This is a genomic window from Desulfococcus multivorans, assembly GCF_001854245.1.
GTDB classification, from domain to species: domain Bacteria; phylum Desulfobacterota; class Desulfobacteria; order Desulfobacterales; family Desulfococcaceae; genus Desulfococcus; species Desulfococcus multivorans.
On sequence record NZ_CP015381.1, the window covers coordinates 3,135,866 to 3,150,114 of the forward strand.

The 14,249-nt window shown below is 54.5% G+C and carries 11 protein-coding genes; 4 read left to right on the plus strand and 7 right to left on the minus strand.

Translation table 11 applies throughout. The features are described 5' to 3' along the window. Positions 1–8: 8 nt before the first annotated feature. The 7 genes from dmul_RS13660 to dmul_RS13700 all read right to left on the minus strand — a co-directional run bounded on the left by dmul_RS13660 (position 9) and on the right by dmul_RS13700 (position 9,226). A complete protein-coding gene (locus dmul_RS13660) occupies positions 9–1,421 on the minus strand; it encodes a UDP-N-acetylmuramoyl-tripeptide--D-alanyl-D-alanine ligase (RefSeq protein WP_020878543.1) in 1,413 nt (470 codons plus the stop codon). Continuing rightward, positions 1,418–2,953, minus strand: a complete 1,536-nt coding sequence (locus dmul_RS13665; RefSeq protein WP_020878544.1) for a UDP-N-acetylmuramoyl-L-alanyl-D-glutamate--2,6-diaminopimelate ligase — start codon at positions 2,951–2,953, stop codon at positions 1,418–1,420. Before dmul_RS13665 ends, dmul_RS13660 begins: the two co-directional genes overlap by 4 nt. Beyond that, entirely contained in the window at positions 2,954–4,735 is a 1,782-nt protein-coding gene (locus dmul_RS13670; protein WP_020878545.1) for a peptidoglycan D,D-transpeptidase FtsI family protein, read from the minus strand. It lies immediately after the preceding gene. Between the two features lie 300 nt (positions 4,736–5,035). After that, positions 5,036–6,043, minus strand: a complete 1,008-nt coding sequence (gene rsmH, locus dmul_RS13680) for a 16S rRNA (cytosine(1402)-N(4))-methyltransferase RsmH (RefSeq protein WP_020878547.1) — start codon at positions 6,041–6,043, stop codon at positions 5,036–5,038. A 198-nt stretch (positions 6,044–6,241) separates the two neighbouring features. Then, a complete protein-coding gene (locus tag dmul_RS13685; RefSeq protein ID WP_020878548.1) occupies positions 6,242–6,661 on the minus strand; it encodes an HIT family protein in 420 nt (139 codons plus the stop codon). Positions 6,662–6,780: 119 nt separating this feature from the next. Further along, the gene (locus dmul_RS13690) at positions 6,781–7,053 is read right to left on the minus strand and encodes an HU family DNA-binding protein (protein WP_020878549.1); all 273 of its coding nucleotides are present in this window, start codon (positions 7,051–7,053) and stop codon (positions 6,781–6,783) included. 586 nt (positions 7,054–7,639) lie between these two features. After that, on the minus strand, positions 7,640–9,226 hold the full coding sequence (locus dmul_RS13700) for an SLC13 family permease (RefSeq protein WP_020878550.1): 1,587 nt from the start codon (positions 9,224–9,226) through the stop codon (positions 7,640–7,642). A gap of 946 nt (positions 9,227–10,172) precedes the next feature. Between dmul_RS13700 and dmul_RS13705 the strand changes: the two genes are divergently transcribed. From dmul_RS13705 to dmul_RS13720, 4 genes are all read left to right on the plus strand, one after another. Next, on the plus strand, positions 10,173–11,408 hold the full coding sequence (locus dmul_RS13705) for a tyrosine-type recombinase/integrase (protein ID WP_020878551.1): 1,236 nt from the start codon (positions 10,173–10,175) through the stop codon (positions 11,406–11,408). Positions 11,409–11,549: 141 nt separating this feature from the next. Then, the gene (locus dmul_RS13710; RefSeq protein ID WP_020878552.1) at positions 11,550–11,732 is read left to right on the plus strand and encodes a hypothetical protein; all 183 of its coding nucleotides are present in this window, start codon (positions 11,550–11,552) and stop codon (positions 11,730–11,732) included. Positions 11,733–12,088: 356 nt separating this feature from the next. Next, positions 12,089–12,325 (plus strand): hypothetical protein, encoded by a 237-nt coding sequence (locus dmul_RS13715; protein ID WP_020878554.1) that lies wholly within the window; start codon positions 12,089–12,091, stop codon positions 12,323–12,325. 277 nt (positions 12,326–12,602) lie between these two features. After that, complete coding sequence (locus dmul_RS13720) at positions 12,603–14,153, plus strand: DUF3987 domain-containing protein (protein WP_020878556.1); 1,551 nt, start codon at positions 12,603–12,605, stop codon at positions 14,151–14,153. The last annotated feature ends 96 nt before the right edge of the window (positions 14,154–14,249 follow it).

The following is a 14,249-nucleotide window of genomic DNA, read 5'->3' on the forward strand; positions in this document are numbered from 1 at the left end:
CTATTTTTTCAGGCATCCGCCCAGGTTCTGATGTCGTTTAAAATCGTTTCCATGGCCATTCCCCTGGACCCCTTGACGAGAACCCAGTCGCCCGGACCGACAGACCGCTTCAAATCCTCAACCACTTGAGATTTGGATCCCGAAAAGGTATCCTTAGCCGTCATGCCTTTTTTCAGCGCCCCGTCCAGATATGCCGAGGCGAAATTACCAATCGCATAAAATCGCGTAACGCCGGATTCGGCGACCCATTCACCGACAGACCGGTGGAGAGCTTCCGCCGCCGCCCCCAGTTCGAACATATCCCCCAAAACAACGATCGCACGCCGTCCGCTCCGAAGGATTGCGAGGGCGTCGACGGCAGCCCGCATGGAATGCGGGTTGGCGTTGTAGGTGTCATCGATGAGGAAAACGCCTTTGCGGGTTTGTATCACTCCCAATCGACCGGCGACAGGCTGAAACCTCTCGAGACCGCGGACAATCTCTTCAGGCGATACCCCGGCGACCCACCCGGCAGCCGCGGCGGCCAGCGCGTTCATGACCATGAATCGGCCTGGAATCCCAAGGTGAACCGGCACCTCGCGTTCGGGAAATCTGAGGGTGAAGGTGACGCCTTTCGGTGAGATTTTCATGCCGCTTGCGGTGATATCGGCGCCGTGGGTCAATCCGAAATGCACCACCGGAAAAGATCGGTTTTTCCCCAGACGCCGACAGAAAGGATCGTCGGCATTCAGTATGGCCGTAGCGCCGGCCTTCATTTCATCCAAAAGCTCTCCCTTGGCCGCCGCAACCCCGTCCACGGAACCGAGATCTTTCAGGTGAGCAGGTCCGATATTGGTGATAATCCCTATATCCGGACGACAAATCCCGGCCAGCCGCCGAATTTCTCCGACATGATTCATCCCCAGTTCCAATACCGCCCACTCATGGGTGGCTTCTATGTTGAAAAGCGTCAACGGCAGCCCGATTTCATTGTTGAAGTTCCCTGCCGTCGCCAGCGTCCGATATCGTCTGCCGATGACGGCGGCTGTCATGCTGCGGGTTGTGGTCTTCCCGTTTGAACCGGTGACGGCGACGACCTTGATGCCGGCCCGGATACGATTGAAAGCCGCCAGGGCGCCCAAAGCCGTCGTGGTGTCGGGTACCGCAACGCAAAAGACGCCCTTCTCCGCCCATCGACGCCAGGGGAGGTTTTCCGTCTCCCTTTCAGCGATCATGATGCCCAGGATTCCCATCTCAGCGACTTCAGCACAGAACCGGTGACCGTCATGCCGTTCGCCTCGAACGGCCACGAAAAGATCACCTGATCTCACCGTTCGGGAATCAATAGATATCCCGGAAAAAAGACAGGTTCCCGTTCCACTGATACGTCTTCCGTCTACCGCAGTCAGTATCTGCGACTCAGTCCACCCGATTGGGCTCATAAACGCTTCAAAGCCTCCACCACCTCGACCCGATCGTCGAAAGCGAGCGTCTTTTCCCCGATGATCTGATAGGTTTCATGCCCCTTTCCAGCAATCAGAAGGACATCACCGGGCCGGGACGCCGTCAGGGCCATGCGGATGGCTCGCCTACGGTCGGGTTCAATGAGAAAACCCTTGTCGTTCACGCCGGCGGCAAGATCCTCCGGACCGTATTCCCGGCCCGCCGCCTGTTTAATACCCGGAAGCATTTGACGGATGATTGCCATTGGATCTTCGGTTCTCGGATTGTCCGATGTCACCACGGCCAGATCCGCCAGGCGCCCCGCGATCTCACCCATCAGGGGTCTTTTTTTTCGGTCCCGGTCGCCACCGCACCCGAATACACAAATGATCTTCCCCGCCGAAAGCGCCGTTACGGCCATGAGCACGTTCTCAAGGGCGTCGGGTGTGTGGGCGTAATCAACAAATATAAACCGGCCGAAAGCATTGGGGACCGACTCCAGGCGACCGGGAACATTCCGGAGAAGGCCGATTCCCGCCTGAATGGCGGCCGGGGGAACACCCGCGGCCAAAGCGGCGCCCGACGCGCAGAGGATGTTTTCGATATTGTGACGGCCCACCAGGGGGGATCGGAAAAGGAAACTGCCGCCGGGCATCGTCAAGCGGCCGGATATCCCGTCAAGGCGGGATTGATCGTCTGTGACCCATACCGTGTTGTCATCGGTGTACCCCACCGTGATGAGCCCGCTCCTGACCATGCTCGCCAGTTCCCGCCCCTCGGGGCTGTTCCGGTTGACAACGGCGACCGCGTGGTCGGCTTTGGGGCCGTCGGCGAGATGTCGGATAAAGAGCCGCTTCTTGCACGCCCAATAGGCAGCCATATCGCCATGATAGTCCAAATGATCCTGACTCAGGTTGGTAAACACGGCCGCATCCATCCAGCATCCGTCGATGCGGTGGAGGTCAACGGCGTGGGACGAGGCTTCCATGACCACATGGGTGACCCCGGCATCACGCATCTGCCCGAGTATTCGCTGGAGGTCCGGAGATTCGGGCGTGGTGACGGGATTGCGGTAATGTTTTCCGCTGAAATGGTAGTCGATGGTGCCGATAACGCCCACAGAAAAGCCGGCTTGTTTCAGGATACTCTCTGTAATGAGACTGGTGGTGGTTTTGCCGTTGGTTCCGGTGATGCCGATCACCGTCATCCGTCTGCTCGGATCTCCGTAAAACCGTGCAGCAATCGGCCCCATGGCGGCCCGGGTATCCGACACCTCCACCACGGCGACGTTCCGCTCGACGGTTTTCTGAACCATGACGGCTGCGGCGCCCCGGGCAAGCGCATCGTCAATGAATTCGTGGCCGTCCGTCCTGAAGCCCGAAACGGCAATGAAAAGCCCTCCCGGTTCGACATCCTGAGAGCGGTAGTGGATGGATCGGATCTCCGGATCCGGCAGGAGGGTGCCGCGGGCATCCTTCTTTCGTCGGTATTGCCGAACCGGAAAAGCGTCAATCAATTCGGAAAGCTTCATCTATCGATGCCGATCCGCCAAGGAGGCCGTGAGGCGTTTCATATTGTTCTCGGGCGGAATGTCCATGTAATTGAGGCTTTCCCTGACAATTTTCTTGAATGCCGGGGCGGCAACCAAGCCGCCGTAATATTTTTTCTGGGGATCGTCGATGACAACAAGAACCGTCATGATCGGATTTTCAGCCGGAGCGAATCCCACAAATGACGAAATATAAGACCCCCTCTCGTAGCGACCGTCTTTGTTGACCTTCCTCGCCGTACCGGTTTTCCCACAAACCGTATATCCCTCGATGTCGGCTTCGGTCCCGGTGCCACCGGTTTCCACCACCGAGCGCATCATCTCCTTCATGGTTTCAGCAGTCTTCTCGGAGACCGCACGTTTCATGATTTGAGGGTTGAATGCCTCGACAACATTTCCCTTTTGATCGGTAACGGCGCTCACCATATAAGGCCTCATCAAAACCCCCTTGTTGGCAATGGCCGAAACGGCTGCGGCAAGCTGGATGGCGGTGGCGGACATCCCGTGACCAAAGGAAACGACACCGGTATGGACCTGAGACCATTTTTGATATTGGGACAGGGCACCCGGTGCTTCTCCCGGACAGTCGATTCCGGTCGGATCGCCGAACCCGAAGTTTTTCAGGGTCTGATGCAAGGATTGAGCGCCGATCATCTCACTCATTTTCATCGCACCGATATTACTGGAAAACTTGAGGATTTTCCGGAGCGAAAGCCAACCGTATTCGTGGGTGTCATGAATAGTGAACCGCCCAACTTTGTATTTGCCGTTTTCGCAGTAGAAAATCGTGTTGGGCGTACATCCGCCATATTCGATAGCGGCCGCAACGCTGAAGATTTTCATGGTCGAACCGGGTTCGAAGGTGTCCGTGATGGCCCGGTTGCGATAAGCCGACCGGTCGAATTGATCAAAAGCGTTGGGGTTGAAAAACGGATAGTTCGCAATGGCGTAGACCGCCCCCGTCAGCGGATTCATCACCACGGCCATTCCGGATTTCGCCTTATACTCCACAACGGCCTCTTTCAGCGCTCTTTCGGTGATATACTGGATTGTTTTGTCCACCGTCAGAACCAGATTTCTGGCGCTGGACTCGAAGGGTTCCTCGCGCTCTCCTCCGAATTTCTTTCCCAGCGCATCCTTCATCACCTTGAGTTTTCTCTCTTCACCTTTGAGCTGGGCGTCGTAATAAAACTCGATACCCTCGAGCCCTCGCCCATCCACGCCCGTAAAACCGGTGATCTGAGCGGCGAGAGAGCCCTGGGGATAATAGCGGCTGTGCTCGGAGACAAAATCGATACCTTCGATCGAGAGTTCTCTGACGGCGCGAACTTCCCGGGGCGTCACTTTTCGTTTGATCCATTTGAAGCCGTTCCCGGCCGTCAGCTTGGCTTTCAACCGGTCGGCTTTGAGGCCGAGGGCTTTTGAAAGTCTGGCCGCCGCATCACTTTTGTCTTTCATGAATCGGGGAAAGGCCGAAATGGAAACAGCGTCGATGGTCATGGCCAGTTCATGATGGTTCCTATCGTAGATGACGCCCCGCTTCTCACGCACCGTCATGACCTTCTCAATTTCGCTGATCGCCTTTTGCGAAAGCCAGGGGCCCTGATAAATCTGGACGTATATCGCCTTGGCGGCAATGGCGGCGAAGAAAACAGCGAAAAGACATCCAACGAGCGTGATTCGAAGCCGGATGTAATCTTTTTCAGTCGGTTTCGTGAACGGAAAAGGCCTTTTTTTGATCCGGTGAGGGGATAACCAATTCAAGTTTGCTCCTGGCTATTTTCGAAATGCGTTCGGGCGACCGAAGTCTCGCCATTTCAATCTTCAACCGATTTTGTATCTCGATAAGTTTTTGATGATTTTCCATCTCTCTCGAGATCTCATACCCAATACGGATACATTGAACCCGGCTCCACGTGTAAACGAGAAGCTGGCAGATAAACAGAAACAGGATCAGCACCCAAAATATCGCAATTTTGTAAGTCTGCCCTTTGGGTTTTTTGATGGATTCCCCGTTTTCTTTCATCCCCTCGCCGTCTCGGCCGAGCGATGCCCGTCGCCGCGTCATCGTTTTTCCGCCGCCCGCAGGATGGTGCTCCTGGCCATGGGGTTCCGCTCGATCTCCTGGGCCTTCGGCCGGCAGGCCTTGCGCGTCAACACCCTCATGACCTTTTCACCGCCGCAAGTGCAGACGGGAATTTCCGGCGGACAACTGCATTCCCTGTCGAAGGCTTTCATCCAATGCTTGACGATCCGATCTTCCAGAGAATGAAAGGAAAGTACACATAACCGTCCGCCGGGCCGCAACAGCGCGGGTGCCTGAGCCATGAATTCCGATACGCTGTCGAGTTCACGGTTGACGGCGATCCTGAGCGCCATGAACACTCTCGTGGCCGGATGAATACGACGCCTGCCGGACTTCCCGTTGGATCTCTTTTTGGACGCCGGAACCGCTCTGCAAACGATCTCGGCCAGGGAGCGACTGGAACGGATAGGAGTGATCTTCCGCGTTTCGACGATGGCGCGGGCGATACGACCAGACCATCGTTCTTCTCCGTATTCCCGGAAAATTCGTCTCAGTTCATCTTCGCTCAGCGAGTTGACCAGCATATCCGCGGTCACATCCGTCTCGATGTTCATACGCATATCCAGAGGCTCGTCTCTTGAAAAGCTGAAACCTCTGCCGCTGCCCTCAATGTGGTAGAGAGAGATGCCAAGATCGGCCAGAATGCCGTCCACAGCTCCGATACCGATGTCCTCGAGCAAATCGGTAATCCTGGAGAAATTGCCGTGGCGCAATTGGACATTCGCACGCCAGGGCGCCAAAACCTGTTCGGCATGTCCAAGGGCATCCAGATCCTGATCGATGCCGATCAGTCGACCGTTTGGGAGGACACGCTGCAGGATTTCAATCGCGTGTCCGCAGCCTCCAAGCGTACAGTCCACTATCGTTTTACCGGGCCTGCAGTCCAGATATTGGAGAACCTCCGCAGACATTACCGGCACATGTCGGTATGTCACCGCCGTATCGCTTGAAACGATAGTCTCGTTCTTCTTGCCGCCATACCGCATTGGGCTTTTGGTTATCCTCTCGGTTCGCCGCGCTGACAGGAGCCCTGTTTCCAAAGATCGTCCCGATCGCGTACACTGGAAATGGAAAATACATTCTTTTTGTAATAAGTGTCAAGGGAAAACACAGGATTATCGGGACTTCCCGGCGTGCGCATCCATTTCACGGAATCGTCTCTATTCCACGCCAGGGCTTTCACACTACTGAAGGGCCGCTGTGATCCTTTGGGCAACGGACTTGATCTCATCCATATTTCCGGACTTGAGTTCCCATTGGGTGACCGGCAGGGGCGGCGCACCCTTTATTCGGGGAACGAGGTGAAAATGATAGTGCATGACCACCTGGCCGACGGCTTCTCCGTTGAGCTGAAGGCAGGCGATCCCATCCGGATCCAGGGCACGCTTGAGGGCGTGGGCAATGGTTTTGGAAGCGATGTGAAGCGCACTGAGATCCTCCGACGCAATTTCCCATATGTTCCCGGCGTGGGCCTTCGGAATGACAAGCGTATGCCCGGTCGAAATGGGATTGATGTCCATGAAGGCAAAAACACTTTCGTCCTCGTATACCTTTATGCTGGGGATTTCTCCCCGGATGATCCTGCAAAAGATACAGTCTTCCATCAATATTCCCTCCTCTCAAAAACATACCCCGTTTCCGACTCGGGGCTGACCGGCATCGCCGTGACGGCCGGGCGTATCCTTCCCATCCGGCCGTCGCGACGGTCCGTTTATTCAACTGCTTAGATCGATTCCTTCAACTTTTTCCCCGGGGTAAATTTCACGACGTTTCGGGCCGGAATCTTAATCGCTTTTCCGGTCTGAGGATTGCGGCCGGTGCGTGCTTCCCGGTGGGCTTTTGAAAAGGTTCCGAACCCGATCAGGGCGATCTTCCCATCCTTTTCCTTAAGGGCTTCGGTAATGCCTTCAGTCATGGCGGTAATAGCCTTGGCGGCGGCTGTTTTCGAAATGCCGGCGTCTTCTGCAATCTTGTTTATCAAATCGGTTTTTGTCATCTGTTTCTCCTTTTCCCCTTTTGTAGAATATAAGTTGTCATTCCATCGCCCCCAGGGTCGAGACGCCGCACCTCCTCTCTGCGACGTTTCGCATGCCAGAACGCGACGCTCACAATACCTCCTCGAAGGTCGCATCCGCGGGCCGGGGCGATCGACATCAGGATGATCAATGCAGAATTGTCATTTCATTGTCAATGCAAAAATCCTGTTTTGCGCTGTTTCACAGGAATTATAGCGTTTCCCGGCATGAATATGTGTGATGTTGCTCTTTATATCTCAGATTGGCATGAAACCCATGCAAGCGTTGGGCGTTTTCAACCAACCAACGAAACCGGCCCGGTCATCAAGGCAGTCGAAAAGGAGGAGGTGTGAAGCGAACTCGAGAAAAGCGCGAAAAAAATACTCAAGGAAAAAATACTCAAGGAAATCTACAAAGGGCGGACCTGCGTGTCCGCCCTGATACCGCACCCCGCCAAACAATGGACAGCCCCAATGGTTTGCCGCGATGATGGGAAATCCGGAAAAATGACGGCGGGAACAAAATACCGTCCCCGCCGATACCGATTGGACCCTCATCGGTGTGTAATCACACCAATCCCAGGATCTTCCACCAACTGGCGGCGACCAGCACCAGCGTCAGCAACAGAATCGGCATGACCACCAGACCGGCTTTGGTCAGGTCCGAGGATTTGAAATAGCGGTAACTATAGGCGATGGCATTGGGGGGACACCCGATGACCAGCAGGTAGGCGAAAGAGGTCGCCATACCAAGGCAGAGCGCCAGAATGATGGGGTTGATCCCTTCAAGCTGGGCCATGGGGATGGCGATGGGCAGGATCATGGCCGCTGCGGCCACGTTGGCCATTACGTTGGTCACCAGGGCCCCGAACACCCCCATCCCGACGAAGAGAACGATCCACCCCTTACCCTCGATGTGCGGGAAGACCAGGTTGGCAAAGAACTGGGCCGCCCCCGAAGAGTCCATGGCCAGACCCATGGAGATGCCGCCGCCGAAAATGAAGAGGGCCGTCCCCCACTCCAGGTTCTCGCTGATATCCTCCCACTTCATGATCCCGAAGACCACCAGAGCTGCAACCCCCACCATGCCGGTGATGGAGTAGTCGAGGCCATGGAAACCCTTGGTCAACCAGAGCAGGAACATGATGCCGATGATGGTGAGCGTTCGCTTCTCCATGGCGGTCCAGGGTCCGATCTCATCGTCGAACCGGGGCAATTGGTATTTGGGGTCCGGCCGGTAGAGGAAGTAAAGAATCACGACGACAAGGGGGACGGTGATGACGGCGGCGGGCATGGCATACTTGATCCAGTCGAGAAAGGTAATCTCGAACTTACCGCCGGTGAACTCGTAGAGAAAAGCTGCCGATGCCATACAGCGACCGCCGCCGATCAGTGAGCCCATACCGCCGGCGGAACAGGCAAACGGCAGGGACATCATCATGAATTTGGCCGTGTTGGTATGGGGATCGATGCCGGCTGCCCGCATCAGGGGGATCATGGTGATGAGCCCGATGGAGCAGGCGGCGGCATCGTGCATGAAGGATGAACCGATCCCAAGACCGATGCAGATGATAAAGGTGAACCGGGTTACGCTGGTGCCGGCCTTTTTGACAATGTAATACCCCATCCGCCGGGTGAGCCCCGCCTTGTCGAGCGAAACGGCGAAGATGAGGCAGCACATGATAAAGACCACCACGGGATTCATATAGGGAGCCCAGGCGTTCTTCACGTCGGTGATCCCCAAGGCGACCAACAGGACGCCGATCAGGACGGCCGTGATCTCGAGAGGGATCGGCTCCACGACAAAAAGGAAAACAAGCGTCACGAGCATAGCAAGGAATCGGTGGGCCTTTGGCGGGAGCCCGTCAACATAGTGGACCTCGATGGTCGGATCGATACCCCGTGCCGTCTCCTGGAGGTAACGGTAGGATAATTTCGGACTTTTCTCCAGGTCGGTTTTTTTGAGAACATATCCTTTGATCAGGCTCTTGTTGGTGGTGTCGAGGGTGAAATTATCACCTGCGACCGCCAGCACCGCATGGTCCTCATCACCCGTGATTTTGAACCGTTCTCCCTCAGGTCTTGGCAGGAGCATGACAATCAACCCGAGCACAAATGCCATACAAAGCTGAAACCCTTTTTTTTTCAGAAGCATATGCATCCTTCTCCCGACAGCATGCGAACGCTGTCCTTCAGTGGAACCGTTCTTTCAGGCATATTCAGGGCCGGCCTCAATCTGCACACCGCACCACTCCGGGGAAACACCGTCACGGATTTTGACGGCACGCCTCCCAGTGTCTTGATCGGGCGTTCCTGACAGGTTGTCTCTGGAGATCAGATATCGGAAGGATATCCAAAAATTCAACTTTCCGGTCTCCATCAACAGCAATAAAAATGCCAATGACTCGCCATGCCCGGCGCCTCGGTCTGCATACGGTTAAACGACACCCACACCCGCGATGTTGCATCTGGTTTTCCATCGATTTCAGACACACCGATCCGACTAAGTGTCCGCGACGTAAGAACATTTGCTTCAGGCGTCATTCCGATACGGCAAATACATCGTTATGTGAAAACGGCCTGCTCCCAAAAAGCCGCTGCCTGCTTCACAGGGGAGGCCGCCTTCGCAAAGCGATTCTGTAAAGAAGTTTTCCAATATGTAAATCATTCGATTTGCATAGCGCCGCAGGGGCATTCAAGGGGGTGGGATACAAAGCGGTTTTAGCTGTACAAGCTCAATTTTCGACTTTCATGACGGTGACCGGAAAGCGGTGCCGGGAGGAAAGGGCCAAGCCTCTTCAGCGGTGAGTTTCAGTGCCGATAGAGCGCAGCGGCGGATCAGCGGCCCGCTCTCACAGATCCAGGTAATCGCACCCTGCCGGGCGCGCACACAAAAAAAGGGCTACGGCGTATTTTCCGTAACCCTTTGAATTTGTTTGGCTGAGGGACTAGGATTCGAACCTAGGTTAACGGGGCCAGAACCCGTTAACTAAAAAATCCTTGGATATCCCTTGACATTGTTTTTACTGAACTTTATAGTAAAATTATCTTTTGAGCATTCCTTCCGAAACCCGATAATTCTCATCAAAGGTGGTACTGAGGTGGTACAGAAAAAACAGTGGCATAACACAAAATACCCCGGAGTACGTTACCGGGAAAGCCATTCCAGACCGCTGCACAATGGCCGTCCCGATCGTTACTATGTCATTCGGTACAAACTTCACCAAAAGCTTATTGGCGAGGCCTGCGGATGGGCTTCCGAGGGCATGACACCCTCAAAGGCCGCGAAATGGCGCGCCGATCTGGTGGAGAATATCCGTACAGGGAAACACCCGCAGAGCTTGAAGGAAGCCCGGCAGATGGAAGCCGACCGCCGGAAGATGGATGCAATTCGTAAAAAACAGGCCGAGATCGACGCCCAGACCTTTGATGACCTTGCCGTCAAGTTTCTGGCCTGGGGCCGGGAGAATAAAAAGTCATGGGCCGACGATGAGGGGCGCTACCTAAACCACGTCAAGCCCGTCATCGGGAAAATGCGCGCCCTCGACGTCTCCCCCTTCAACCTCGAAAAGATCCGCTCCAACGCCCAAAATAAAGGCGTATCCCCGAAAACCGTTGAACACATTCTCGCTTTCGTTCGGAGCGTCTACCGCAAAGCCAAATCGTGGGGCATTTACAAAGGGGATATCCCGACGGATGAAATTCAATTCCCCCGGTTTGACAACCAGCGAACCCGGTTCCTGAGTCTTGAGGAAGCCCATACTCTTCTTGAGGCTATATACGCATCTTCAGAAACAGTTTACGCTCAAGCCATACTTTCCCTTTATGCCGGGCTTCGCTTTGGCGAAATTGCCGCCTTGACCTGGGGGGCTGTGGATTTTGAAAACGGGTTGATTCATATCTTTGACCCAAAAGGCGTTGACACCCGCCGAGCCTATATTGTGCCGAAACTCAGACAGGTTCTTGAGGACATCAAACCCCCGCGACCGGAACCTGAAGCGCTGGTCTTTCCTGCCAGGACAGGAGGCCAACAACAGCACGTTTCAACAGGGTTTTATCGAGTGGTGAGCCGTCTGTTTAATAAAGGAGTGACCGACCGGCGGCAAAAAGTCACGTTTCACACCCTGAGACACACGTTTTGCTCATGGCTTGCCATGAACGGCGCGACGCCGTTTGAAATCATGGATCTTGCAGGGCACAAAGACCTTGCTATGACGAAGCGATATTCACACGTTGCAGAAAATTCACAGCGGAAGGCCGTTGAGCGGATGACGGATGAATTTGAATCGAGCAGATCCGAGGCCTTGAAAGTTCAGCGGATAAAAGAACGGGCCTGAAAGGTGCTACCAACACCCACCAGGCCCTAACCCCAAACCAGGTATGCGCTGGTAAAGGGCTGAAATCCACATACCACAATCCCCTTGTGGAATTCAATCCCTTCCCCTGCCATGCCTCCACAGAAAAGGAGGCGTCACACCATGAAGCTTTACATCGCAATCCGAAACCACGAAGACGGACCATTCGAGGACCTGAGCACGGCGTCGTGGTCGGCGCGATCGGCGCTTGAAAAGGCGAACGACGCAGACCGCGAACATCCCCATCTCGCGACCAAAAGACCCGTTGTGCGCGTCGCTGTGTTCGAGCTGAACGAGATTATTTAATCTTCCACGGATAGTCGCGGACTAATCATCCGGGCTCGAACAGCGTTCATCCTCCTGGGCGCTTTCCCGCGCTAAAATACCATAGGTTGTGTCAAGCCAAAAATAAATGCACCATATCTTGTAAAAAATTCAAAAAAATGTGTTGAGCCCAAACCCAAAAAAAAGTACAATATCCTAAAAACTCACACAGAGGAGGGGAAACACATGAAAAAGTATAGCCAACCAATCGGGGTTTTACCAGGCGCACACCAGGCCGCCCGTATCCGGGCCGCACAACTCGGTTGTTCGCTTAAAATTTATGTTTCAGCACTGATAGAGCGGGATACAGCCGAAAGCGCGAGAAAGGAAAATCGTCGATGACGAAAGACAAGCCCGAAGGTTTCAACCACCACACCCTCGAACGACTCCGCACCGAACTTCCCCCGGTATTCGGACGCCCCGCAATCGGTGAGCTGTTGCCCGGCGTAATATCGTCAAAGACGCTGGCGAACCTTGCCGCGATTGGCGAAGGCCCTGAATACAAGATGGTCCGGCGGAGATGCGTCTATGAACGAGACAGCTTTCTGGAATGGCTTGAGGGACAGACCCGCTAAGGCCAAAAAAGGAAAAGCCCCGTGGCGATCGGGGCTTCTTCAAAAACCGAGGTTGACGGGAAGGCCACCACACCGCTCCACATAAACCCCACACAAAGGACAGGATCATACCCCCCCATGAGGTGTACAATGCTCAACGTCAACCATAACTTATGAGGTGTACAATGCCTAAAATTACAGTGCCAGAACATTCCAGCTTTGTCAACAAAACAGTTGACAAACTTTTCCCTACTATGCCCTACACCCTGCCCCTCTATACGATTGAAGGGGGGTGTGAATGACTGGAAACCCACCGAACCAAGACGAAATCAGACAAAAGGTCCGACAGCGTCAGGAGGAAGCTTCTTCTTCTGCCGGGCAGGAGGAAGATGCCCCTTCCCCGTGGGATGTTGCAAGGGAACAATTCCCTATAACTGATTTTCCCGGCAGAATCCTCCCCACCAAAATTGATGACTCCCTGCGGCAGTTGGCAAAAGCACATTCTGCAAATCTTCTTCCCTTGCCGGGCGCAGCGCTCGCCATTCTATCGAGCGTTCTCGGGGGAACGGTTTCGATCCGCGCAAAAAAATCATGGAAGGAAATTTTGTCCCTCTGGTTTGTCGATATCGGGCCTTCAGGATCGGGGAAGACACATGCGCCGAGGGCCTTGTGCAGTCTTCTTTATGATGCACAGGAACGGGCTGAGCTTGAATACCGAGCACGGGTTGAGGAAGAAAACCTGAAGTCAGCGAAGGAGCGGAACAAAATCCCACGGGCAAGGGGTTACTTCAGCACGGACCTTACCCTTGAGGGCCTTCGGGCCGATGTCTCATCCCCGAGCGGGCATGGGGGGCAGGTTGTCATCCTTGACGAGCTATCCTCCTTTCTGACGGGGCAAAACCAGTACAAGGCCGGTAAGGGGAATGACCGAGAAATGTGGCTTGCTATCCACGACGGAAAGCCGGGAAGGGCGTCAAGGGCGTCAGACGCACCGTTTATTAAGGGTGCGCGGGTTTCGATCTTCGGAGGAATTCAGCCCGGCATATGGCATCAAATCTTCGGGGGAAAAAACAGCAAGGCTCTTGTTGACGGCACCGTTCAACGGTTCCTCCCCACCATCAAGGGTCCGAACTTCATCCCCATCACAGATGAAGACTGGGACGACTACAACTGTGAGGCTTGGAAGAGCACCCTTAAAAGCGCCATGACCTGGGCAGACAAGCGATGTTCAGAGCAGGGATGGAAACCTTTCAACCTAACGGCTGATGAGGCCGGATGGGACACATTCAAGGCCTGGGCGAACGATATTAAACTCGTCGCGCTTTCCATGCCGACAGAGCTAAACCCTTTTGTAAATAAGATGCCTGGGCATGCGTTGCGCCTGGCCGGGGCGATTCATTGCCTTCATCGTTTTTCCAATGGCCTTGACCCGAGCCCTACCTTATCCTGCCAGGATATCAACAACGGAATCCGGGCGGCTGAATTTTATGCCGGGCAGATGGTTGAGGCTATGGCAATTCTGAAGAGCGGAGAAGGGTCCGCATGTGATGCACCAAACGAGACGGTTAAACGCTTGGCCGAGGTTCTGAAATCCCTTCGAGGGGAAACCACCGATGGAAGGCTTGCCGTTGGGTTCATCCATGAGCGATTCAATCAGGGGTTGCCGAAGGAACAGCGGATTGGATCAGCGAGGGGCATGGGTTCCCTTCTTAGGGGCCAGGGGTTGACGATACCGGCAGGGAAGCACCGGATAGGCGAAAAGAGCGGATATTCAATTCTACGATGGGACCAAAAAGCAGAACTGTTCTTAAAACGATGTCAACAAGTCAACATGTCAACAAACCTTTAAATATCAAGGGTCGGTGATGTTGACATGGAAAAGGCAACGTCAACATGTCAACGGAAAAAGTTGACGTTGTTGACATACAAAAAACAACGTCAACGC